A 23,873-nucleotide genomic window follows, 5' to 3' on the forward strand; every position below is an offset into this window, starting at 1 on the left:
TGAAACCATTGATCAATGTACTGGAGAATGCTCAGAGTTGCTCAGATAATTTCTGACCACTGCCATTGCCAAACAGTCTGCAGAATCGACAAAATGTACATGACTATCTGTTTGCTCTGTAACTACATTCAGATCTGTACATGCGATAATCACGGTATCCACTTTTCCGGATAATTCGTTGATCAGTTCAACCCATAATTCTTTTGCTCGGTCGACTTGATCGGGCTTTTTTATGTCTGAGATGATTTGATTTACTTTCCCTTGCCAATAAGGCTCAACAACGTATTGAAAACCCGAAGTCAATAACCCTTGTTGATAGAGCTCAGATTCAATTGTGGAAGGCGTGCCGAGAACAGCTACTTTGGTGGCGGATTGAGGCAGGGTTTTAATCGTTTCATCAACAATATTTAATAGTGGCACATCCAGTGCTTGCTTGATCTGATCAAAATAAATGTGCGCGGTGTTACATGGCATCGCAATAAAATCAATACCGGTCGCCTCCAACCGCTTTGCTCCATCGATAATCGCCTGTTCCATCGCTTGCGGATCAATCGGACGATCGACATGAAACGGAGTAGGACATGAATAGATCATCATGTGAGGAAAATCCATATCATTCTTAGCTCCATAAAGTACCTGACAATAATGAACGACTTTATCAACAAATGGTCCAGTAGATTTTGGACCCATTCCGGCTAATATTCCAATCATTGGATACCCCCCCTTCAATTATCTAGTAATGCTCATATATCTTCTTTTATCGTGTCCGATCATGATAGACCTTTATTTTTCATATAATCTTCTTTTATAATGCCGTAGTATATTCGATCATCGTATGCATTTTCATCTGTGTAATAAAATGATTTACGTAAAGTACCTTCATACTTCATCATGGATTTTTGCAAAACTTTTCCGGAAGCTGTATTTCTACCTCTATGGAACGCCTGCAATCTGTTTAGCGCTGTTTTTTCAAATGTAAAAGCAATAACAGCGGATAACGCTTCAGTTGCATAGCCTATTCCTTGGTACGTTCTGCTGATGCAATACTCAATATCTGCAAAATGATGATTTAAATCAATGGCACAAAAGGCAATCTGGCCGATATTCTCATTTTTTTCTTTCAAAATCACTGCCCACCTGTAGTAATTATGATCAGAATAAGCTGAAATCCATCGATTAAGTAATTCATTGACGGATTCAAGGCTCTCATAAATCGGTTCGCCGTAATTGGATTGAATCTCTTCATCGTTAATCCAGTTTCGTAGCATATCATCAGTGTCACTCAACGTAAATTTTCTTAAGATGAGCCGATCCGTCTCTATAGTTTTCGTCCCAATATTTTTCATTTTCGTTATCCTCACCTGTAGTCATTCGCTTCTAAAACAATTGACAGTACATATCAACTATGATAATTCTTTTTAAGAAAAGATTAAATCATTTCGGATAAAATGGGGATAGCATAGTGAATAAGATTCTCTACCAGGCAGACCAAGCAAAATCAATCGAGATCAAAACATGTGCCAATACGGTCCATACATCCAGAGCGCATTTTCATGATGAAGTATCGATCGGAATCATTGAGCAAGGAAGCTGCAGAACAGAGATCGGTCATCATTCATTCCATCTATCCGAAGGAACCCTGCTCATTATCCCATCTAAAGCCGTACACCGTTGCCAACCAAAGGACACTACAAACTGGCGTTTTAAAATGATCTATCTTGGTGACTCTTTGTTTTCTAAAATTTTCGGTGACATGGTCCGTAATGGAAGTATCTATCCGAAGCTAAAGTCAAGCACATTTCAATACGTCATTAAAACATTTAAGCTGTTTGAGGAAAGCTTGTTGAACCAGGAAACAGAACCAAAAGTGCTGATTGATCTGATGAACGTCATGGATCTGCATGAAAAAGGCTCCATCAAACAGAATTCAGAACCACCAAACTCTGAAAAAATTGGTAGCATCATTCAGTATCTCAATAAACATTATCTGAGCAGAATAACAATAGATGACTTGTCGGAGCAATTCGGCATCAATAAATATCAGCTGATTCGCCAGTTTCATTTGTGTACCGGGCTGACTCCGCAGAAATACTTGATTAATCTGCGCATCAATGAAGCGAAGAAAATGCTTCAAAATAATCGACCAATTGCAGATGTCGCTGTTACCTGCGGTTTTTACGACCAAAGCCATTTTGACAAATATTTTAAGGCTTATACAGGGGTCGTGCCTATGAACTACTGCCTCCATCAGCCATGAATTGTAAAGGACCGATTGCCTGATAATTGAGGAAATCGGTCCTTTCAATTACATAATCATTAATTACTTTAGTGTTGGAAGACTTCCTGTCAGATGGTTCACTGCCTTTTTCTCCCCATATAAGCAGAGACCGAGAAAGTTCAGATCACTTGTTGAAAGAGCAGAAAGTTTTGTTGCATAATCCTCGTAGTCTTTGCTTCTCTGAGCAGTCGTGGTAAAGCTGATCACTTCAATCTTCTCACTGTACTGTTCTCTGACTTCACGATGCAGCTCCATCAATCCTTCTTTGGTCGATGATAATACCGGAATGGGGAGATTGACGATCCCTTTATGTAAAAAACCGCTGCCATCCTCAATACTGCTTCCAACCACCTCACCAAAATCTTTGCCTAAGGTGCAGCCTAGAATCGCTGCTGTATTAGCAATCACACCAACCGGTAATTCATGATCAATCACCATCACGCATTTCTTTGTTGAATCGGTCATTTTGTACCCTCCCCGTTTCTTCTCAGCTATTCTAAGTGATGAAGACCAGACAAGGATAGGAAAAAATTGATGGACAGCCGTTGGAAGTTGCCTATTGATTATCTTGATTCAAAGAGCCCGGTAGCTTTTGTGATCTCAATAAAGCCCCCGTTTTTCTTTTTTACTTCTTCTAGATAGTTTATGAATTGTTCAAGTTTTGTTCCGGATAAAACAGCCTTTGCTTTGGTACCCGATGACAAAATATAGTCAGCGATTGCCTGAACATCATCAATTTGAAGTCCGCCTGGAAAGCAGGTTAGCTTTACCTGATCAAAAAAATGCTCAAGTTGCTTCGCTCCATTTTCCAAGCCAAAGGCATCCGCTTGAACATTGGTTAGATCAAAACCAAGATCAGGATCAAAGCGCTTCAGGAGTTCATTAAAGTCTGCCATGTGCTGTTTTCCAATTGTTGACGAGTAAAAAACACCACCCGGCTTTAAAACTCTGCGGACCTCCTTTAACGCTTGCGATCTATTCGGGACATGATAGAGCATATGGTTTGCGATGACGGCATCAAAACGATCATCCTCAAATGGAATAGCCTGAATGTCGATAACCTTGAATGTTACGTTTACGTCGTCCCCTAATTTCCCTTGCGCATCAGCAAGCATGCCAGAAGAGAAGTCGGAAAGCGTGACCTTCCAATCTTTTGGTACACGATCTTTGTTTTTCATCCAAAAAGTTCCATCACCGGAACCAAGTTCAAGAATTCTGCTGCCAGGTTCTATTGTATAGTGTTCAAAAAGCCATTCATGCCAATCCTTTTTATTGGTACTATATTGCTCGTGAATCTTTATCCTAATATCCAAATTTGATGAGTCTCGATATTGTTTGCCTACCTCTTCCATATAACGGGTCCCTCCTAAATTGCTTTTAAGCATCCTTACCAGATGGTTTAATGCCTCATGTTGATTTTTACACATCAAAAAAATTCGGATTAAACTTATGTTCCAGTGTGAATAGTTGCTGCTCCTCATCTTTTTCGAGTAAAGCTTTTTCCTTCAGTCTCATGTAAAGGCATCGAATGAACTGTTTGAAAGTAATCCTTTTCACTTTTGGTCTTTCTGATTGGCTCTCTAATTGATCTATGTCAATTTCTTGAAGCCATTCATGAATAACACTAAAAGGCACTTTTTTCAGTTCAATCATTGCGATTACAGGAGTTATTATCCGCTCATCCTCTTCAGCATCAAAAACATTCGGCGCATTGGTGAGCAGTTTCAGAAAGCCTTCTTTCCATAATGCCGTGCATGTGTCGAGATCTGCAAAGCGGCTTCTAACACACTCATCAAGTGCATCACTGATGTGAGCAGGCGCATGTGCCCATCCTTTTCCGGGGACAAAACTTCGGTAATCCTTTTCAAGCTTGCAATAGCCGATAAGACGATTTAGTGTTACTTGGTAATTCTCCTTGCTTAAAAAGTGTTCCTTATTATCCCGAACAAGAATTAGTGCAATAAGTAATGAAGAAAAAGTTCTTTGAAAAACACTGTCTTTCTCTGATTCGCCAATTTTAAAGTAAAGCATTTCTTCAGATACGGCTTGCCATAATAAATCATTTAGCTGTCTTCCATCAAGCAACTGCTTCTCAAGCAATAGCCACTTTAACAAAATCGTATAAGCTAAGTCATCACGGAGTTCTCCATCGGACGAGCCTAAGGCCGTGATTACTCGTTTCACAGCTTGTTCATCAGTCATCCCATCCGGTAATTGATAGTTGCTGTTTTTTATTGCAAGCAACTCTTCTTTTAATTGGTTAGATTGCATCTCATTCCAGCTTTCTTTATGTAATGGATTTAATTCATTTTAGCACGTTAATGATGGTGAAATCTTCCACATCTGATCGTTTCAAGAACAAAATGATTAAGTTTAGTGTAAATTCTGGATTTTTCCATTCAGATTAAGGTATTGGCAATATTTACAATCAACATTTAACTAGATTGCAAACTCTTTTCAAATTTGGTGCGCTACACTAAGTGTATAAATGTTTGCTCGACTTGAATGGTTTGTTACAAACAGTAATTCACATTTACATACATAGTACTCGCCTACTGGTCAGCATCTTTGCATTTCACAACAATTATAGAGGGGCGAGTTCAATTGGCATTCGATCAAAAACACCGCTATATGGGCGGATTGGACGGCCTCAGAGGACTGTCTGTTCTGGCAGTTATTGCATATCATATGAATCTTCCATGGGCAAAGGGAGGTTTCCTTGGTGTAGGTATTTTCTTCGTGCTTTCCGGCTACTTAATTACAGATCTATTAATTCAAGAATGGGAAGAAACCAAAACGATTGATTTAAAGAAATTCTGGATCAGGCGTGCGGAGAGGCTTCTTCCTGCAATGCTTTGTCTATTGATTGTCGTTATGGGTTATGTCCTCTTTTTTCACCAATCGTTGCTTCGGACGACACGGATGGATGCAACGGCGGCTCTCTTTTATTTCAGCAACTGGTGGTCAATTTTTCATCAGCAATCCTATTTTGATAGTTTCGCCAACCCTTCACTTTTAAAGCATTTTTGGTCACTTGCTGTTGAGGAACAATTTTACCTCATCTGGCCATTATTTGTGATTATTGGATTACGATTTGGCAAAAGCATTAAAGTCTTATATCTACTCACCATGCTGTTTGCGGCAAGTTCTATCCTTTTCATGGGATTCCTATATCAGCCTGATACCGACCCAAGCCGTGTCTACTATGGAACAGATACGCGGGCTTTTGCTTTGCTCTTTGGCGCAATTTTGGCATACATTTGGCCCAGTAAACACCTCTCAAACGCGGGTTCAAAGATTGTCCATAACTTTTTAGATAGTGTCGGCCTATTTTCACTGATACTTCTTCTTTTGGCCGTCTATTTCGTCAATCAGTATGAAGACTTTCTCTATACCGGTGGTTTGGCACTTTTTTCTTTAGTCACTGTTATGCTCATATCTGTTCTTGCACATCCTTCTACCTTCCTTGGAAGATGGATGGGTGTAAAACCGCTGCGTTGGATCGGCGTTCGTTCCTATGGAATGTACCTGTGGCACTATCCTATTATTCTGTTAACCACCCCTGCTAGTGAAGTTAATGAGGTACACCCGCTGCGTATTGTTCTACAGTTGGCAATCATTTTTACCGTTTCAACACTATCCTTGCGTTACATTGAGAACCCAATTCGCAGGTTAGTAAATAAATCACAAAAGAATTACGGGGTATACGTGATCAAAAAAGCAGGGATCGGTTTATCCGTTCTCTTCCTTATCTTTTCTACATCGGTGATCGCTCAACAACCGAATAAAAATCCGATTGCTTCTGAAAAAGTAAAGAGCAGTGGTAATGCCGACAAAGAAACAACTGGATCCAAGAGTACAAAAAAGAATACGCAGAAAACAGAATCCACTGCAAGCCTTTTAAATGGATCGGGCGTTTCCGAACATTCAAAGACGTCAACTCAGAATAAATTGCCTGCCCATAAAGCAGAACCGACAAAAAAGAAACCGATCAAGGCAACAAATGACCAGAACTCTGGAGCTTTATCTAGTCGTTTGTCGAAACAGAAGATTACGGCTATAGGAGATTCGGTGATGCTCGGTGCTGAGCCATACTTAAAAAAGTCGATTACTCATTTAGATATTGATTGCAAGATAGGCAGGCAGTTTCGTGAAGCATTCAGCAAAGTGGCTCAACTTAAACAAGAAGGAAAGTTAGGTCGATATGTACTTGTTGAACTTGGCACAAACGGCTCATTTACTACTGAACAAGTTAATACTTTGATTGAGTTAATTGGCAATAAAAGAAAGGTTATTCTTGTAAACACACGTGTTCCTCGTCCATGGGAATCAATTGTTAATCAGGTCATTAAAAAAGCAGCCGACACGCATAACAATGTCATTTTTATAGACTGGCATAGCGCCAGTGAGCAACACGGCAACTATTTTTCAAATGACGGCGTTCACTTAACGGTGACCGGTGCCAAAAAGTATACTGAACTGATCGTAAAAACCATCGAATCCATGAACTGAGCCTCAGCTAATCGTAAAAAATACCGAGAAATGAGGATTCCTTTTATTTCTATTGCACAGCGGAGCCAATAAGCCCATAGGTAAAGAAATGCAGGTCCTACCATCCCAATTCGAGAACTAAATTTCTCAGGACTAGTATGGCTTGCTCCATTTCCTTGAATGAGGCATAAGCATACGACAGGCGCAAGTATTGCCGAGCGTTGCGATCATACAAAACACCTGGATTTAAGAGAATACCCTGCTGGAGAGCACGCTCAAATAAAACACGCGGATCAATCGTCGGAATCAGTTTCAGCCAAATATAAAAACCACCCGAGGGCTTGTGCCACTCTGCAAGATCCTTTAAGTAATTTGTGAGTAGGCTTAATAAATGATCTCGCCTTATCTTTAGCCGATTACGAACATATGAGGAATGTTCCTCATATATCTCTGTTCTCAAACATTCGGCAGCGACCCATTGTGATAAAGAACTTGAGCCATAGTCACTCTGCATTTTAATGTCGGCAAGTCGGTCAATGACCGGCTTTGCCCCAACAATCCAGCCGATTCTCAATCCCGGACTCAAGGTCTTTGACATACTACCGATATAGAGCACGTTACCCGAATGGTCGATGCTCTTCAACGCGGGAGGCGGCGGAGTTTCAATCCATAGATCACGATAAACATCATCTTCGATCAACGGCATGCGCTCCTGCTCGCAAGCAAATAAAAGTTCTTTTCTTCGCGATAAGGACATCACTGTACCGGTAGGATTATGGAAAGATGGAATGGTATAAACGATTGCAGAATCCACTTCTTTCTTAAATTCAGAAAGTTGGTCCGGCATGAATCCCTCTGAATCCATTGGCAATCCGCAAAACCGCATCCCTGACGATTGAAAGACATGGATCGAATAGAGGTATGATGGCTTTTCCAGCAGCACTGTTGACCCACGATCAAGCAACCCGATTGAAATAAGCTGCAAAGCCTGTAATGCACCGGAAACAACCAATATAGATGAAGGCTCGGCATTGATTCCATTCTTCTTCAGGTAGTATGAGATCTGTTCCCGAAGCTGTAGATCTCCTTTAGGCTCAGAATAGCCCAGTGATCTTGGCTTAAATGAGGATTTTGTAAAAAGATGAATCAATTTTTCACTTGGAATCAAATCGGGGCTCAGCTCTCCAGTCCCTAACCGAATGATATCTGGGATAAATTCCGCTTCATTAATCGTCCGAATCATAGGAAGATTAGGTTTGAACTGACCTGCCTCAACATAGGCACCCCAATCAGCCGGTTTCCGTTTTGCCATAAGGCCCCAGGTGTTATTGACAACCCTTGTGCCTCCGCCTCGTTTTCCCTCAATCAAGCCCTGTGCCGTAAGCTCTTCGAAAGCTGCAGTCACCGTGCTGCGGTTGACATGAAGCTGATCTGCCAGTTTTCTTTGTGAAGGCAGGCGCGAACCAGTCACCCATTCTCCATTTGTGATATGACTCGTTATGTACTCCGCAACTTGTTGATGTAGCGGAACTGATGAACCTCGGTCTAATATCAATAGGCTGTCTCCTTAAAGGTTAATAACGAAAATGGCACAATCGTCGAAAAGATATCAATATTGATTTGTCCATTGCAGTAAACCATTACCTATATAACATAACTTAACTGCAATTATAGCATCAAGCCTGTATCCGTCGTGGTGTTCAGCACTTTTCCATTCTGATGAATGATTTCCAATACTATTTTGGCTGGTTTGTTATTTTTCGTTTGGCTGGTGACAGCATACGATTTTTACGAAAAAATAGAGAAGTGATTTTTTTACAGGAGGAATACTGATGTTTGTAGCGTTTATTCACGGTTTTATTTTATCGATCAGTCTTATTTTGCCCCTTGGTGCGCAAAATGTTTTTATTTTTAATCAAGGCGCCCGTTCCAGACGTTTTGTCGACGTATCGGCTGCAATCATTACAGCTTCACTTTCCGACACATTACTGATTGTACTTGCGGTAGGTGGCGTCTCACTTCTAATTTTAACTTTTCCATGGTTGATTACAACTTTGTTCATTATTGGCATTGTCTTTCTCGTTTACATAGGATGGACAATTTGGTCGGAGTCAACTACTAAAAAAAATCAAAGGTCCGAACGTCTTTCGGCAAAACAGCAAGTACTCTTTGCTCTTTCTGTTTCATTGCTTAACCCGCATGCCATTCTCGATACTATAGGCGTGATTGGGACAAATGCCATCCACTATTCAGGTGTTGAAAAATGGTTGTTTGCCGCTTCATGTATATCTGTATCATGGATCTGGTTTTTTTGTTTGGCACTTGTAGGGCATCTAACCGGCAGAGCAGCAAACAGCAGCAGAACAATGCTTTTTATCAACAAAATTTCCGCTTTGATGATTTGGAGCGTTGCCGTTTACTTGTGTTGGGCTCTTCTTCACAATAAATGATGAAACGGATACGTGCTGAATCACAGAAAAAAACACTCCGACCTTTAACAAGGGATAATGTAAGTGTTTTCATTATTAAAGGTCAAAATGCTTAATTAGAGGATTATTATTCATTTTGCATCGTCAACTCTTCGAACCAGTCTCTATCGTAAGTAGCTAATGCAAGATCAATTAAACTGTCCAATTCTACACGTGTAAAATCAGGACTGTCTGGAATCACATCCGAGTATGAAATCTCCAGCCATTTCATCCGCGGATGGTTTTCACACTTCGTGACTCTGATCTTGCATCTTTTGAAATCCGGATAATTCGATGTGACAAACCCAACGCAATCATGTTTCCCCATATACTTTGTACGAACCCATTGTCCTACTTTCATGGCTGATCGCCTCACTATGATTCAGGTTGCCTGGCCATCATCACACTCCCAAGGATCAGAAGATCTGTTAATAGCATATGAATCATTTTCTTTCTATGCCACACATCATTTGCCTGATCCTCATTTTTTTGCCACTTAAGAAGGTCTCCTTCTGTTGACAGGTAAACGGAAAACAATTATATTCAGATTATATTAAACACTGTTTAATAAAAAGGGAAGTGATTATTATCAGCACTCCTGTAAGAAAAAACAAGCAGCAAGCAGAGATGCGAGCAGCTATTCTTCAATCTGCTCGTGTGCTACTCACGCATAACGGCATAGAACATCTATCCATTCGAAAAGTTGCGCAGCAAATCGATTATTCTCCGGCGATTGTCTATCATTATTTTAATAATAAGGAAGAAATTATTGACGCGCTCTTAGAAGAGGATTACGAAAAAATTGTTGAGGTTGTTAAAACGACTGCAGAATACTATTCAAAAAAGGATTTTAAAAATGGAATTGTCGCCTACATCCGGCTTGTTACAGACATGGGCGCTTTTTATAAAAACGTGATGATTTCCGATTTACCACGCATACTTCAACGTACATCTGTGCTTCATAAAGGTGCTGCACAAGAGAGACCGGCGCTCGAAGCGCTATGCAGCGATCTTCGCGTATGCCCGGCATTCGCGAACCAAAGCGATGCGGATATTGAGCTTGCCGCGCAAATCATTTGGAGCACCTTATTCGGATTGGCGACAAGAATCATTATTGAAGATGTAGACAAAGACCAGAAAGAACGTCTCGCTGAGCAGGCAGCAGAACTTATATTAAAAATGTTTCGTTAAAGGAGAATGATTCATGAAATCACTAATCATTTACGCAACCAAATACGGAAGCGCTGCTGAAGTTGCACGAAGAATTAAGAACCAATTGGATGGCAACACTGAGTTAATTAATGTTATGACAGATCCAGCACCGACTCCCAACCATTATGATACTGTGATTCTTGGCGGTTCCATTTACATGGGCAAAATACAAAAGCAACTCACCAACTATATCAACAAAAATTTAGAAGAGCTGAAAAAGAAAAATGTCGGTCTTTACATCTGCGCTGGACATCCTGACAAAGATTATGTGCTTAACGAGTTTAGAAATGCATTTCCAGAAGACTTATATAAGCATGCTTTAGTTAAGGATACTCTTGGTTATGTCTTTAACTTTGAAAAGCTTCGATTCTTTGATAAATTGATTTTACGTGCTTTTAAGGGCGACAGTGTCAGTACATCAGAATTGTATGATGACCGTATTGCATCATTTTCTCAAGCATTTAATAAATGAATTTTAGACAAGAAGCGCCCGATCCTTAGTTGATCCGTAGTTCATGTCGCTGCGGGGTCTCGCTTTTGAATGAGTAATCCCCTCAAAAAATTATACTTTCCTGTCATTTAAAAAAATCCGGCAAATGCCCGGATTTTTGGATCACGTTTACGAAAGGGAAAGCAAGCGTTTCTGGATGTTTGAAGCCGTCCCCCCTGCTTCGATTTTCTGAATATGATCACCACTCCATTTGATTTTGGTGAAAATAGTTGATGGCCGGTTCATGCTGTCTCCCTGCCTGAAGATATATGGCTGGACACTTGGATTGGCTATTTTTTTATATTTATGCAGATAGCAGGTCAGTGCTCCATTTGATGTACCAGTCGCACTTTCTTCCGGAATATCATATAAAGGCGCAAAGTTTCGGCAATAAGCTATAACACCTTGCTCAGCATCCAAGGTAAATAGATGATAGCCAATTGTTTTATATTTTTGGCTTACTTGTGCAATTTTTTTAAAATCAGGCACGATCCTGTTCAGTGTATCTTGATTTTTAATTGGAACGAATATATCTCTAAGTCCTGTGGAGACAACTTCGACCGGCAACTTTTCATCCAGCATTGCTATGGGAATATTGAGGGAGTCAGCAATTTCATTTCGATCTGGCTGATCCGAAAATAAAGGCAAAGCCTGGGAAAGAAAAATTCGGTTGCCCTCCTCAGCCGTAATTTCCAGTACTCCCGCGCCGGTCTCAATTTTATAGACGCCATAACCGATTTTCTTTTGCAGCAGCATCAGGTAAAAGGTGGCAATGGTAGCATGTCCGCACAAATCGACCTCGGCATTCGGAGTAAAATAGCTGACTTTGTAATCAGCAACTTTTGATTTCTGCACAAAGGCCGTTTCCGAAAAACCGACAAGGCGTGCAATCTCTTGCATCTCATTCGGTTTCAAAGTATCTCCACCAAAGACAACACCTGCCGGATTTCCACCATTAGGCTCACTTGAAAAAGCATTTAGGGTAAATACCTCGACATCCATTTTTTATCACGTTCCTTTTTTTCGCTTTTAATCTAATTTTTCGAAACTCAAAAATATAAGATTATTGCATCTTTTTGCCTGTTGAAGTTATCACTGCCGGTCCGCACGAATAAAATAACCGCTTTTATACCACTCGAGAGGCTCAAGGTAGACGTTCCATCCTCTCTTTCGGTATTCTTCAACAATCTGTTCCGGAGTGAGTTGGTTTTTCATTCTCTCATTTTGACTGATGAACCAGCCCATTTGTCGAATGCCTGAAGTCACTAGATTGGTTACATCGTCAAAGTATCGATCTGTATCCTCAATAAACATAAAAACATCACGACTGACTAAAAAATCCAGAGTCTGTTCAGCAAACACCTTGCTTAATTGAGCAATATCAGAATGAAGAAACTGAAACTTGCTAAGAACTGTCATATCCGTCAACTGGTCATTACACGCTTCGTCCTGATCAAGTCCATAGATGACCTTAATACGTTTATTGTCCATCAAGTACCTACTCAGGAATCCCCCTCCGCATCCCAAGTCAAGTATTGTACCTGAGAGATCATTGAAATAGCTATGAATTCGATGATTGTAATAATAAGCAGCAGCTTTCTGGTCGACAACATTCTCTGTGCCGCATCTTGGGCATCTAATCTTCAAAGTGAAAGATGTCTCATTCCAAGGATGATGCTCCTTCTGCAACACGCTACATGCATAACCGCATTTGCTGCATAATGTTCCCCATACGACATTTGAATGCTCCCTAAAAATAATGGATCACCTGACCAATCGGGCTTAAATTTTTTCATCTATCTAAATGCTAACCTATGTATTCCGCAAGGATCTTAGCTCACAATGAATCTATGAAATTTTAACCTTATTATACTATAAGAGTCTGTTCGAAAAGGAGGACAAAAAGGACCAAGAAGGTCAAGGAAACGCAGTTTCGAGCACCGGAGCGTGCTTCTACAGGATGTAGTGACTTCAACGTTACGTACAGGACGTACGCGTTCTTAGTTGAAGTTCCACTATTATGAAAACGTGAGGAGCGAAGAAGCAAGTTGACACAGAGAACTTCCGCAGGATGCGGTGACTTCTGCGTTATGCACAGGACGTGCATGTAATTAGCAGAAGATCCTTCTTACCCTTTCCCGGANACTTCCGCAGGATGCGGTGACTTCTGCGTTATGCACAGGACGTGCATGTAATTAGCAGAAGATCCTTCTTACCCTTTCCCGGACTTTTCGAACACCCTCTATAAATAAACCCTTAGAATTTCAAGAGCATGCATGAGTTACGACAAAATGATCAATGAAAGGACATCTCATGGTATGATAGAGAAAAATATTTTCGTTACTTAATTTTAAGTGATCACTCCTGATTTTGACGTACACATATCGAGATAATAAATTTTTACATAGAGCTGAATTTTCTTATTAAATCTCGAATCAGGGGATAGATCGCTTTGCTCCTGGAGGCATATTCATGACCGCTTACTTGCATCTTCTGATGTCGATCAGTGTTCCAATCTTAATCATTTGTACCTGCGGCGCAATCCTGCAAAAAAATCGTCCTGTAGATACAAAATTACTTGCAGACATTGCTCTGTACATACTGGCGCCCGCACTTATTCTGTCCGCCCTGTCTGAGTCACATATGCATGAGAACAATGTCATTCATATTTTTTTATTTTCAATTATAATGACTGCGGTCTTGTGGCTGACAGCAATCCTGACCGCAAAAATTGCCCGTTTCTCCGAGCGCAGCAGCCGAGCATTGACCTTAACAACCATATTCAGCAACTCAAACAATTATGGACTGCCAGTTCTACTTTTAGCATTCGGGCCTAAAGGGTTTGCCTTAGGTGCAGTTTATGTCATCGGACAGATCATTCTTGTAAATATCCTAGGCATGTATATCGCGTCGCGCGCTTCGATGAGCGGCAAACAGGCAGCCAATCATATTCTGAAATCGCCACTCATCTATGCCTGCCTTGCCGGCATACTTCTGGCTCTAACCCATATCCAGCTTCCTAGAGGAATTTCCACTGCTGTACAAATGCTTGGTACTGCTTATCCGACATTGGTTCTGCTCATTCTCGGGATAAAATTAGCGAATACCAAACGTTCTGGCTTACGCCGTCCAGAGGTGTGGATTGGTGTCTTTCTCCGTTTAATCATTGTTCCGGTTATTGCTAAAGTAGTCTTGTTTACTCTCGGGATTCATGGCCTGTTAGCGTCCGTATTGTTTGTCGAAATCAGCATGCCGGCTGCAATTAACACCGTTATGCTTGCTGAGAAATTCGATGGGGATTCAGAGATGATTTCACTTATTGTGTCGATTACAACTATTCTCAGTTTTATTTATCTCCCTCTTTTGGTATACATCGGCTAATTGATTTACGACATGAACAATAATTTGTATACCCGAACAAAAATGCAGGCAAAAAGCAAGCCTGCATTTTTATTCGTTATAAACTTTTTTAGATAAAAAGATTAAGACAATATCAATAACGGAAGAGAACGGCAATGTTTTGGGAACCTGCTCCGATTGTCCAGAACATCGCATAATCACCGCGTTTCACTTTTCCGTTGGCAATCGCTTCATAGAATGCAATAAAAGGGCTGCTGGTACCGGTATACCCATATTTGCCACCAATGAAAATCGAGTGAGCTTCATCAATGTCCATCAGCTTGCGAAGATCAACGATATTTGCGTACGCATATTGAGAAAAGCAGAACATGCTTATATCAGCAACAGTGAGCTGGTTTTCTTGAAGCAGATCCAGCATATTTTTTGCAGCTGATTCAAGCGACACATTTTCGAATGGTTTCCAATCGAGCAGCCATTCGCGTTTATCCGCATTTTTCAAGTTAGAGGCACCGCAGCCCGGAAAAAGAATGTTATTGTGCTCTTCTGAGTTGATCCTGCATTTTGATCCAAGCAGTCCGCGTTCATCCGTCGTTTTCTCCAAAATAATGGCACATGCGGCATCACCGAAATGTCCGTGGCAAAATTCATTATCCGGATTCACTACGGAATTGATGTAATCCGAACCAACGATCAGCGCTCGTTTCACTTCTTTAGTAACGGACATGTATTTTGTTACATTTTCAAGAGACAAGATCATGCCCGCACAGTCCCCATTGAGATCAAGGCATATGCAGTCGGGCTTCCCGTTGATCGCGTGATGCAAGTGAATGGAACTTGGCGGGGCGGTGTACTCCGGAAAAAAGCTAGAAAGAACAATCATGTCGATATCCTCGCCAGTCAGTCCTGTCTTATCAAGAACTTTTTCAGCAGCAGCAATGGCCATCGTCACGCTGTTTTCTTTTTCAGAATCAACCAAATACCGCTTGTCCATGCCGATAATGTCCTCAAAAAAATGCGCGAGATCTTTGCCTTTCTTCTTAAAATGGTCGATGTACGTATCATTGGGAACAACCTGTTGACCATGGTATACTTCAATTCCTAATAAGTTCACATTGATCATTCTGATGACCTCCGTTTACATAAATGATTGATATGAAAAAGACCGGATAAGTATCTACTTCCGGTCTTGTCCGTTTTAGATTAATTTAAATTGCGTAAGACCGGCTTCTTTTGCCAGCCGTTTAATCTGCATATTTAAGACTGCGCTCTTTCCTAAGTTCATTGTGATGTCGTTAAAGCCCATCTCTTTGTACATAGTAATAATATTGGTCAGCATGCCGACCATTTCCTGTGAAGATACTCTCAATCCTGAACCGTCCAGCATGAGATGAGCGGTTGCCGGATTGACTTTAGCAGCAGCTATTTTGAACTCTTCCACATAACCAGCTGCATCCTCCATCGTAAATACGCCTTCACAAACAACATTGATGTCATTTCCTGATGTCGAAACACTGTATTTGCCCATTGAAAAACCTCCAAAATTTATTAACAAAAAAAGCCATGACATGTATCTCACAGCTTCTATGTCCTAATGGTAACCCGGCTGTCTTTGCTTTCGCTTTAGACCCGCAGCTTTGCGTCCTAATCTTTCGGTTAGTTTGCTCTTTTCATTTTATTAAATTGGCAATTTTTATCAATTCGCGTTACCTTCGTATCATATAATTTTAATAACGACCATAACAGTGCTATTAGTATTAGTCTTATTTTCTCATCGAGTTACTTATTATATTAGAAGAATTCCGTTCTGTATGAGCTGATATCTATTGACATTATCCGTACTGTAGGATTACAAACTCTGCAAAAAATTGACCATTGATCTCCCTACCCCAAATTTTCACTTTCGTGTGTTCAGGTATTCTGCTCATTCGACTGGCTTTAGTGGGTTTATAGGATGCTGGTGAAAATCTTAAATGAGCAGATGCATGCTCAATGAAGAGTTGTGTTGATCGACTGATGGCTATTTGTACCTGAACGTTTCCCTGATCCTTGTCCAGTCTGATCTCCATCCGCTGAACATTTCCACTCAAATAATCTCCTGAATAATCAGGAATACTCAATGAATATCCGTCTATCTTTGGATCATACTCTGAAAAGTTTGGATCTGTTGTTTTTTGAACCTGCTGAACGGAAAGCCAAAATATAAAGAATAATGCGGTTATAATAACCAGTATCCGTGCTCTTACGCCTTGAGCGGGTACCCATTCAGACAACAAATGCCAGATAACAAACCCAGTAATCGCACCTAAAACGTTCAGTATTAAATCATCAATGTCACATCTTCCGGTCCCCAATATGTATTGCCCTGCTTCAATCAATAGGCTCAATCCAACCGGTATTGCAATAAACTGTTCAAACTCTATCGGTTTCGTCTTGACGGCCGGTAGTAGATAACCTAACGGCAGAAACGCAGAAAATGTGATGAATGATTCTAGTAATGATTGCCAGAGTCTCTGGTCATGATGATCAGAGAAATAAAAAAGTGTAGTGATAATATTAAGCGGCACCCAATTAATAAAGCGCATCTCTTTTCGCTCGTGCCAATGGGTAAACAACGTTGAAATCGATCGGTCTCCGACAACTGAATCTTTCAATAAAATGAGCACGTATACAAAAAGAAAACTAATAAGCAGCAATTTCAATGGCTGTTGTCTATACATCCATTCACGCCATTTTCCGAATGTGCTAAGAAGCCGAATAGGTTCTACTCCTCTGACCATAAGATCCCCCCTTTCTTTATCTCGCGTTCCTTTCGTTTTGATTTTTAAAAATCGTATAAGCATCTTCTATATCGTATTGAGTCGTGCTGTGATTACCAGGTGCACCCAGGGTAATTAGTATGTATTCGTGTCCGTTCATTTTGGCTAATGATGCCAAACATAACCCGGCTTCATCCGTGTAACCGGTTTTTCCGCCGAGGATTGCTCCTCCGTTAATTTGTCCTGAGCCTATTTTCTGAAAGAGTGTGCTGTGAAGCATTATTCCGTCCGGATGCAGATTAGTTGGATCGATTCGATGCTGCTTTGTCGTAAACACCTGGCGAAAGGTGGAATTTTTTAAAGCATAGGATAAAAGTAATGACAAATCCTTTGCCGTTGTATAGTGCCGAGGATCTTGAAGACCACTGTCATTCGCAAAGTGCGTGTGTCTCATCCCAAGCTCAGCTGCCTTCTGATTCATCATTGAGACAAAAGCCTGTTCTGAACCGGCAACGGAAATTGCCAGTGTCCCTGATGCGTCCGCTCCGGAAGGCAGCAGCGTTCCGTAAAGAAGATCAATAATTTTCACATCTTCATTGGGCAAAAAACCTGCCATTGAAGCATCTTTATCCCTTAAATCAGAGAACACAGTGGCAGGCATTTGGACTGTTTTATGGAGATCATGGATGTGTTCAATGGCAAGAAGGGTCGTCATGATTTTGGTCAAAGAGGCGGGATAGGCTCTCTGCTCTTCTTGTTGCCGAAATAGAGTCTTACCCGTAGTTAAATCAACGAGAATGGCTTGACGGCTATGTATCGTGTATCCTTTTTGTTCCGGTACCCTTTCTGAAGCTGTTCCGAACAGTATAGAACCGGATGCGATAAAACCGTATAGGATGAACATAAGCATGATAAAAATGATTAAGGGCAGAAACCGTACATTCATCCTTTTTCTTTTCTGCATAAAATAGCTCCTTTCTGATATGTCTATTAAACCATCAAAAAAGGAGCTTTCTTTTTAAAATCTTCTTATGAAATTCTTAAGATTTTTGCAAAGAAAAGAAAGGAGCACATAGAATTTTAAATTTACGAGATAATCACAGCTCGTAATCGCCGTATCCCTTCCTTAATATCCTTTTCATTGGCAAATGAGTAACTGAGCCGTATCCAGGATTTCATTGTTCGTTCCGGATCAAAGTACTCGCCTGGAACAAATGAAACGGATTGTTCTATGCTTTGTTTAAATAGCGTATCTACGTGAATGTGCTCCGGCACATTCACCCACAAGTTGAACCCTCCATTAGGACTTTCCCATTTCCAATCTGTTGTGGAAAGTGCTTCTTCCATGAGTCCTTTTCGCACGTTCAATGCGATACGAAGTTTTTCCAAATGGTTTTGCATCCTTGAAGATAAAAAATAGTGAAGAAAAATTTTCTGATTTAATAGCGGTGTACCGTTATCGGACAGTGATTTGGCAATAAGCAATTGTTTCATTAGCCATGGGCGACAGCAAACCGATGCAATACGCAAGCCTGGTGAAATATATTTGCTGAAACTGCGAATATAAATGACATAGCCGCTTGTATCATAGGAAAAAAGCGGATGCGGCGGCTTATGGTCAAAGAAGATATCATGAAATGGATCATCTTCAACGAGAACACAGCGATAGCGCTCCGCCAGATCAACGAGCATTTTTCGCTGTTCTTTTGGCAATGTATAGCCAGTCGGATTATGGAACGTTGGATTTATGTAAAAGAGACGTGGTTTGTGTTTTTTCATTAAGTACTCAACCCGATCGAGATCATAACCATAAGGATGAATGTCAATCGGAATGATGCGTGCTTCCTTCTGCCGGAAGATATCAATCGCTGCGCTGTACGTTGGTCTCTCTAGAAAAACAGTATCTCTAGGTTTTATCAGAACTTCAGCGACAAAATCAATGGCTTGTTGCGCGCCGGTCGTGATGAGTACTTCATCTGCGGATACATAGAGATTCTCTGTTTGCAAAAAATACTCAGTAAGTGCCCCTCTTAATTCTTCATCTCCTTGTAGAGGTGAATAAGAGCCCAGAACCTTTGGATACAGATCGAAAACGTTCTTCACGTATTCCGAAAAATAGTGATTCGGTAATAAATTGGGGTCGATAATCGCTTGCGAAAATTGATAAGTAGCTGGTATCTGTTGGATGTCCGACAAATAATTTCTTTGAATCGAAGTGGAGATATGGGCATCATTCATTGGAACTTCATCCCTATAAGTTGGGGATACAAAATAACCGGATTTGTCCTTCACATACACTCTTTGTTTCTGTTTTAATAACTGATAAGCTTTAAACACGGTTAATCTGTGAACATTCATTGCACGCGCCAAATCACGAATCGAAGGAAGCTTGTCATGCATTTGCCACTCTCCGCGATCGATCCGATGATTGATGTAATCATACACTTGCTCATAAAGATTCTTCGAGTGATTAGCCTCTGAGATGTATCTGTTCAACTGCATCCCCTCCATTTTTTTATTGTACACCATCATCTGCCATCTGTTCTATAGCTTATCATCTGTTCTGTCCCCCGCTTATTACAATTGAGTAAAGGGGGAACGAAAATGATAGTCATTAATTATATAAGCTTATGTTTAATCTTTGGAACTACCTTTTTAGCAATTAAGATCGGAGTTGATACAGGCACGCCGCCTTTCTTCTCCGCAGGCGTCCGTTTCTTTTTAGCGGGTATATTACTTTTTATCTGGATGTTATTGAGAAAAGAAGCGAAATTGAGTTTGCTTCTCCGCAAAGAATTGTGGTTTATTGGATTAGGCTTAACATTCTCTACTTCCGCCGCACTGTATTGGGCCGAACAATATGTCAGTTCAGGCATGGCAGCCGTTCTTTCAGCAACCGGGCCAATGATTATCATCATTATTCAAGTCATTGCACTCCACAAGAAAATAACTGTCTCATCATTAATCGGATGCGCAATTGGTTTTGTTGGTGTGTTCATGCTCATTTTGCCTAATCTTACTGTTAAAAGTGATGGCTATGCTGTACTTGGATGTGTCATTATTTTGTTAGGAGAAACAGGTTATGCGGCGGCAACTGTCTACTCAAAGCAGGTTAATTCCCTTTTTTCGACTATGTCACCGATTACACTGAATGCGGTTCAGATGATCTGTGGAGGAACCGCGCTTATTGTTCTGTCGATGTTCACCGAGAAGATCAATTATAGCTCTTTATTTACCGGAAATACGATCGGATCATTACTTTATTTAACCATTATTGGTTCGATGATTGGTCACACAATCTATTATTGGCTCGTCGTTCGGACAAATCCAATCTTCCCCTCAACTTGGCTTTACATTTCACCAATTATTGCCCTAATTATTGGCCATTGGATCTATAAAGAAGCTATATCAAGTATTTCGATCATTGGATCATTAACGATCATTTCAGGTGTTGTTATTGCTAATGCCGGACAGATCCGTTCACTTATTCGGAAACCAAAGCTAGAGTAAATGAGCAGGATTAGCGATTAAAAGTGTAAACAGCATTCATATTTTAACTCACAGACGGGTTTACATGATGAGCGAATATGGTAAAATCAACTAAATATAAAATAAGTCTTATATTCTAATAGGGGGATGAGAGTGTCACTATCAGTATCTATACAGGAAGCAGGTTATTCCCACGAGTCAACCGTACTGAAAGATATTCATTTTTCTGTTCAACCCGGTGAACTAGTCGGATTGATTGGTCCAAACGGTGCGTAAAAAAGCACAACAATTAAGTCCATATTAGGCATCATCTCACATATCAAAGGTGAAGTGCATGTCGATGACTATGCTTACATACCTGAGCGGCCTATTTTTTACGATCAACTCACCTTATGGGAGCATATTGACTTTCTGCTTTCCACACAAAACATTGAAGAACAACCTTTTTTACAAAAAGCTCATGAACTTCTAGAAACTTTTCGACTCACTGATGTCGTGCATCAATATCCGGATCGTTTCTCAAAAGGCATGCAACAAAAGGCCATGCTGGTGCTCGCCTTCCTAAAACAAGCCAAATTATATATTATAGATGAACCGTTTATGGGGCTTGATCCTAAAGCAATCAAAAAATTTTTACTGAAACTACAAGAGGAAAAAGCAGCAGGAGCTGGGATACTCATGTCCACCCACGTTCTCGATACTGCCGAGAAAATTTGTGATCGCTTCGTTATGATATCCAGAGGAAAGCTTATTGTTCAGGGTACCCTTGAAGACATTCGCGAAGAAAGTGAACTCAGGAACGGCTCACTATTAGACTGTTTTGACACGTTGACGGAGGAAGAAGAACGATGATGGGACAACGATTATTTGCCAAACGGCTGTCTCAGGAATGGAAGAAGAAATTGGGGGTCGCGCGCTCTGTCATTGATGGCTGGATACTTTTGTACTTTGTCATTCCCGCAGCCGTTCTTCTACCTATTTTGTACCATGAAGATGGCAAACGGTTAATCATTACTGGAGCCCTCTCTTTCCCCTCCCCTCTGTGCTGTTTCTAATGCTCTTATTGTCAAGCGGAGGAAACTTCAGAACGTATTTATTAGAAGCAGACAAATTGTTTCTGATTCAAAAGAGAGGCATTATCCGACAGCTGAAACTACGGGCGTTATTCTTTTCTCTTGTTCAGAATTTGGTATGGATCACGCTGATCTTTCTTCTCGCACTTCCGATCCTCGTACAAGTCTTCCGTTTTTCCGTACCTTCGATCATCTATCTCTATTTAGCGTTTTGTAGCTTCAAGCTAATCATTCTCACGCTAAAAAAATACATCAGCCGTCCTCTGTACCAGAAGATCATCGTTTTTTTTACTATTGATATCCTTACGATTCTGTTTTCATTTGTCGATCCATCTGTTTATGGTATTTGTGGCGCATTATTTACTTTGCTACTTGCATACCTTCAATTCAGACAGGCTTCATCTATTAAAGGGTTTATAAGAGAACTTGAAATAGAGGATCTGGAGGCAAATAAATACATAAGGTTCGTTATGAATTTCTCAATTGATGTGGAAAAGCCGCCGAAAACAAGAAGCAGAAAACCGCTAATTTTGTTCAGAAAATCCAAGCGAATGTTTAAGGTAAGAAGCAAGGAGAATGGGTTACTTGAATTGGTACTCAAAGTTTTTCTTCGAGACGGATCTGTGATTAGGAGTTACATCCAGTTTATTATTCTGACAAGCATTGCTCTTTGCCTGCTGCCGTTAGTGATTAAGTGGTTAATGTTTGCAGCTTTTCTCTTCTTTCTAAATCTTTGGCTGAATCTAATCTTCAAAAGAATTATGGAAAATGAATTTCTTTATGTTGTTCCATACGATCAAAAAATTGAAGGTCCTGTCTGGGCTCGTTTTAAGAGATGGATCATTATTCCGTCCACTGTATGGACGGGAGGACTCATCCTGCTGCTCACTGTGCTTAAATTTATGTAGATTATGGCAAATCTCTTTTTTGACAACTAAATTACTTTATATTCTATCGCACAAAAAAATCATAGCTTAGCTGCTATGATTTTTTTATTATCGACGTCACTTGAGTCCTTACTCATACAGTCAATCTTATGTTTTATAGCAATGCTTTTACAGCGCTCAATGCTGCATCGTAATCCGGATGGTTGGTCATTTCTTCGAGGTATTCCACGTATCGGATGGTATTGCTCTCATCCAGAATGAAAATAGAACGCATATCGAGTTGAAGTTCTTTGATCAACACGCCATAGCTCTTGCCGAATGAACGGAACTTATAGTCGGATAAAGTGTCAAGGTTCTCAATGCCCGCAACTGAACAGAAGCGCCCTTGCGCAAATGGCAGATCCACTGAAATTGTAATCACTTTAACTTTGTCACCCAGTTTCGATGCTTCTTCATTAAAGCGGCGCGTTTGCGCTTCACAAACGGATGTATCAAGAGAAGGAACAACCGAAATCAATTTGATTTTGCCCTCGTAATCTGAGAGGCTAGCTTCTTCGATCAAGTCTTTATTGATCGTGAAATCAGGCGCCTTGTCCCCCACCTTCAACTCTGGACCGATCAAAGTTAATGGATTTCCTTGTATTGTTGCAACTCCGGTGCGTTCTTCACTCATTTTATATTCCTCCACTCAAAATAAAAGATATCTTGCATTTCAATAATCAAATTCCCCTGCCATATAGACCATACATGAGCGAGCTTCTCCGACATCACCCCCTAAAAGTATATTGTGCAAAATTGTATTTTGCACAATATAAAACCGAAAAATTTTTACTCAATAATGCTGTCATCATCTTGCTTCGTAAAGTAATTATGAGATTCAGCACTGAGGACTCGTTTCGTCAAGGCTTTAATCTTTTCATTTAACTCAACAATTTCTTCTATATTCATGCCACTGGATTCAACCAGCGCTGAAGGAATACATGCCGCTTCTTCATGAAGCACTTCACCTTTTGGCGCTAAAGAGATCTTGACTACACGTTCATCCGTTTTCAACCGGGTTCTCTGAATCAATTGCTTCTCTTCCATTCTTTTCAACAATGGCGTCAATGTCCCAGAATCCAAATCTAAACGTTCTCCTATTTCTTTAATTGAGCGCTCTCCTTTTTCCCACAATACGAGCAGAACAAGATATTGCGGATAGGTAATTCCTAACTTGTTGAGTAAGGGGCGATACATTCGAGAAATCGCTCGGGAACAAGCATATATTGAAAAACACAGATGATCCTGCAAGTTCAGATATTCCTTCAAACCGATCCCTCTTTTTAAATTGATAATTATATTGTGCACAATATAAACGATGATGTCAAAA

The 23,873-nt window shown here is 40.5% G+C and carries 25 protein-coding genes, 1 pseudogene and 1 riboswitch; of the genes and pseudogenes, 10 read left to right on the plus strand and 16 right to left on the minus strand.

Translation table 11 applies throughout. From position 1 onward, the window contains the following. Nucleotides 1–12 precede the first annotated feature (12 nt). Complete coding sequence (locus tag P343_RS19560) at nt 13–711, minus strand: aspartate/glutamate racemase family protein (protein ID WP_023508369.1); 699 nt, start codon at nt 709–711, stop codon at nt 13–15. Nucleotides 712–770: 59 nt separating this feature from the next. Next, nucleotides 771–1,346: a GNAT family N-acetyltransferase gene (locus P343_RS19565; protein ID WP_023508370.1), complete on the minus strand. Its 576-nt coding sequence runs from the start codon at nt 1,344–1,346 to the stop codon at nt 771–773. A gap of 116 nt (nt 1,347–1,462) precedes the next feature. Between P343_RS19565 and P343_RS19570 the strand changes: the two genes are divergently transcribed. Next, on the plus strand, nt 1,463–2,257 hold the full coding sequence (locus P343_RS19570; protein ID WP_023508371.1) for an AraC family transcriptional regulator: 795 nt from the start codon (nt 1,463–1,465) through the stop codon (nt 2,255–2,257). 63 nt (nt 2,258–2,320) lie between these two features. Here P343_RS19570 and P343_RS19575 read toward each other — a convergent pair whose 3' ends face one another. The 3 genes from P343_RS19575 to P343_RS19585 all read right to left on the minus strand — a co-directional run bounded on the left by P343_RS19575 (nt 2,321) and on the right by P343_RS19585 (nt 4,549). Further along, a complete protein-coding gene (locus P343_RS19575; protein ID WP_023508372.1) occupies nt 2,321–2,743 on the minus strand; it encodes a DUF2000 domain-containing protein in 423 nt (140 codons plus the stop codon). A gap of 98 nt (nt 2,744–2,841) precedes the next feature. Then, nucleotides 2,842–3,630 carry a class I SAM-dependent methyltransferase gene (locus P343_RS19580; RefSeq protein WP_031263476.1) on the minus strand — a complete coding sequence of 263 codons (789 nt, stop codon included), beginning with the start codon at nt 3,628–3,630 and terminating at the stop codon, nt 2,842–2,844. 67 nt (nt 3,631–3,697) lie between these two features. Next, nucleotides 3,698–4,549 carry a DUF2785 domain-containing protein gene (locus P343_RS19585; RefSeq protein ID WP_023508374.1) on the minus strand — a complete coding sequence of 284 codons (852 nt, stop codon included), beginning with the start codon at nt 4,547–4,549 and terminating at the stop codon, nt 3,698–3,700. A gap of 333 nt (nt 4,550–4,882) precedes the next feature. Between P343_RS19585 and P343_RS19590 the strand changes: the two genes are divergently transcribed. Further along, the gene (locus P343_RS19590; protein WP_023508375.1) at nt 4,883–6,790 is read left to right on the plus strand and encodes an acyltransferase family protein; all 1,908 of its coding nucleotides are present in this window, start codon (nt 4,883–4,885) and stop codon (nt 6,788–6,790) included. Nucleotides 6,791–6,887: 97 nt separating this feature from the next. On the opposite strand, the gene pdxR is transcribed toward P343_RS19590, so the two are convergent. After that, nucleotides 6,888–8,324, minus strand: a complete 1,437-nt coding sequence (gene pdxR, locus P343_RS19595) for a MocR-like pyridoxine biosynthesis transcription factor PdxR (RefSeq protein ID WP_023508376.1) — start codon at nt 8,322–8,324, stop codon at nt 6,888–6,890. Between the two features lie 277 nt (nt 8,325–8,601). On the opposite strand from pdxR, the gene P343_RS19600 reads away from it, so the two are divergent. Beyond that, on the plus strand, nt 8,602–9,219 hold the full coding sequence (locus tag P343_RS19600) for a LysE/ArgO family amino acid transporter (RefSeq protein ID WP_023508377.1): 618 nt from the start codon (nt 8,602–8,604) through the stop codon (nt 9,217–9,219). Nucleotides 9,220–9,325: 106 nt separating this feature from the next. Here the strand turns inward: P343_RS19600 and P343_RS19605 are convergent, their stop codons facing one another. Continuing rightward, entirely contained in the window at nt 9,326–9,598 is a 273-nt protein-coding gene (locus P343_RS19605) for an IDEAL domain-containing protein (RefSeq protein WP_023508378.1), read from the minus strand. Between the two features lie 218 nt (nt 9,599–9,816). Here P343_RS19605 and P343_RS19610 point away from each other — a divergent pair, with 218 nt between their 5' ends. Both P343_RS19610 and P343_RS19615 read left to right on the plus strand, forming a co-directional pair. Next, nucleotides 9,817–10,428: a TetR/AcrR family transcriptional regulator gene (locus tag P343_RS19610; RefSeq protein ID WP_023508379.1), complete on the plus strand. Its 612-nt coding sequence runs from the start codon at nt 9,817–9,819 to the stop codon at nt 10,426–10,428. Between the two features lie 13 nt (nt 10,429–10,441). Next, nucleotides 10,442–10,921 carry a flavodoxin domain-containing protein gene (locus P343_RS19615; protein WP_023508380.1) on the plus strand — a complete coding sequence of 160 codons (480 nt, stop codon included), beginning with the start codon at nt 10,442–10,444 and terminating at the stop codon, nt 10,919–10,921. A 147-nt stretch (nt 10,922–11,068) separates the two neighbouring features. On the opposite strand, the gene P343_RS19620 is transcribed toward P343_RS19615, so the two are convergent. Further along, on the minus strand, nt 11,069–11,941 hold the full coding sequence (locus P343_RS19620; RefSeq protein ID WP_023508381.1) for a PhzF family phenazine biosynthesis protein: 873 nt from the start codon (nt 11,939–11,941) through the stop codon (nt 11,069–11,071). A 90-nt stretch (nt 11,942–12,031) separates the two neighbouring features. After that, complete coding sequence (locus P343_RS36545) at nt 12,032–12,586, minus strand: class I SAM-dependent methyltransferase (protein ID WP_168371013.1); 555 nt, start codon at nt 12,584–12,586, stop codon at nt 12,032–12,034. Between the two features lie 825 nt (nt 12,587–13,411). On the opposite strand from P343_RS36545, the gene P343_RS19630 reads away from it, so the two are divergent. Further along, nucleotides 13,412–14,320 (plus strand): AEC family transporter, encoded by a 909-nt coding sequence (locus P343_RS19630; protein WP_023508383.1) that lies wholly within the window; start codon nt 13,412–13,414, stop codon nt 14,318–14,320. Nucleotides 14,321–14,432: 112 nt separating this feature from the next. Here the strand turns inward: P343_RS19630 and P343_RS19635 are convergent, their stop codons facing one another. The 5 genes from P343_RS19635 to P343_RS19655 form a co-directional block, all read right to left on the minus strand. Beyond that, nucleotides 14,433–15,419, minus strand: coding sequence for a 3-oxoacyl-[acyl-carrier-protein] synthase III C-terminal domain-containing protein (locus tag P343_RS19635; RefSeq protein WP_023508384.1), 987 nt, complete (start codon nt 15,417–15,419; stop codon nt 14,433–14,435). 75 nt (nt 15,420–15,494) lie between these two features. Continuing rightward, nucleotides 15,495–15,824: a hypothetical protein gene (locus P343_RS19640; protein ID WP_023508385.1), complete on the minus strand. Its 330-nt coding sequence runs from the start codon at nt 15,822–15,824 to the stop codon at nt 15,495–15,497. Between the two features lie 65 nt (nt 15,825–15,889). Further along, nucleotides 15,890–15,972: riboswitch (cyclic di-GMP riboswitch) on the minus strand. Between the two features lie 156 nt (nt 15,973–16,128). Next, entirely contained in the window at nt 16,129–17,076 is a 948-nt protein-coding gene (locus tag P343_RS36255) for a VanZ family protein (protein WP_023508386.1), read from the minus strand. Between the two features lie 16 nt (nt 17,077–17,092). Continuing rightward, complete coding sequence (locus tag P343_RS19650; protein WP_023508387.1) at nt 17,093–18,019, minus strand: D-alanyl-D-alanine carboxypeptidase family protein; 927 nt, start codon at nt 18,017–18,019, stop codon at nt 17,093–17,095. Nucleotides 18,020–18,141: 122 nt separating this feature from the next. Next, the gene (locus tag P343_RS19655; protein WP_031263479.1) at nt 18,142–19,557 is read right to left on the minus strand and encodes an aminotransferase-like domain-containing protein; all 1,416 of its coding nucleotides are present in this window, start codon (nt 19,555–19,557) and stop codon (nt 18,142–18,144) included. Nucleotides 19,558–19,659: 102 nt separating this feature from the next. Between P343_RS19655 and P343_RS19660 the strand changes: the two genes are divergently transcribed. The 4 genes and pseudogenes from P343_RS19660 (at nt 19,660) to P343_RS19675 (ending at nt 22,525) form a co-directional block, all read left to right on the plus strand. After that, complete coding sequence (locus P343_RS19660) at nt 19,660–20,565, plus strand: DMT family transporter (protein WP_023508389.1); 906 nt, start codon at nt 19,660–19,662, stop codon at nt 20,563–20,565. A 126-nt stretch (nt 20,566–20,691) separates the two neighbouring features. Then, a pseudogene (locus P343_RS19665) lies at nt 20,692–21,396 on the plus strand (ABC transporter ATP-binding protein). Beyond that, complete coding sequence (locus P343_RS19670; protein ID WP_023508390.1) at nt 21,393–21,599, plus strand: hypothetical protein; 207 nt, start codon at nt 21,393–21,395, stop codon at nt 21,597–21,599. Before P343_RS19665 ends, P343_RS19670 begins: the two are co-directional and overlap by 4 nt. Beyond that, nucleotides 21,599–22,525 (plus strand): ABC transporter permease, encoded by a 927-nt coding sequence (locus tag P343_RS19675; protein WP_023508391.1) that lies wholly within the window; start codon nt 21,599–21,601, stop codon nt 22,523–22,525. Before P343_RS19670 ends, P343_RS19675 begins: the two co-directional genes overlap by 1 nt. A 133-nt stretch (nt 22,526–22,658) precedes the next feature. Here the strand turns inward: P343_RS19675 and tpx are convergent, their stop codons facing one another. Together tpx and P343_RS19685 are read right to left on the minus strand one after the other, a co-directional pair. Beyond that, nucleotides 22,659–23,177 carry a thiol peroxidase gene (gene tpx / locus P343_RS19680; protein ID WP_023508392.1) on the minus strand — a complete coding sequence of 173 codons (519 nt, stop codon included), beginning with the start codon at nt 23,175–23,177 and terminating at the stop codon, nt 22,659–22,661. A gap of 155 nt (nt 23,178–23,332) precedes the next feature. Further along, nucleotides 23,333–23,812 carry a MarR family winged helix-turn-helix transcriptional regulator gene (locus tag P343_RS19685; RefSeq protein WP_023508394.1) on the minus strand — a complete coding sequence of 160 codons (480 nt, stop codon included), beginning with the start codon at nt 23,810–23,812 and terminating at the stop codon, nt 23,333–23,335. Between the last annotated feature and the right edge of the window lie 61 nt (nt 23,813–23,873).

The sequence above is a fragment of the Sporolactobacillus laevolacticus DSM 442 genome (assembly GCF_000497245.1).
In the GTDB taxonomy this organism is placed as follows: domain Bacteria; phylum Bacillota; class Bacilli; order Bacillales; family Sporolactobacillaceae; genus Sporolactobacillus; species Sporolactobacillus laevolacticus.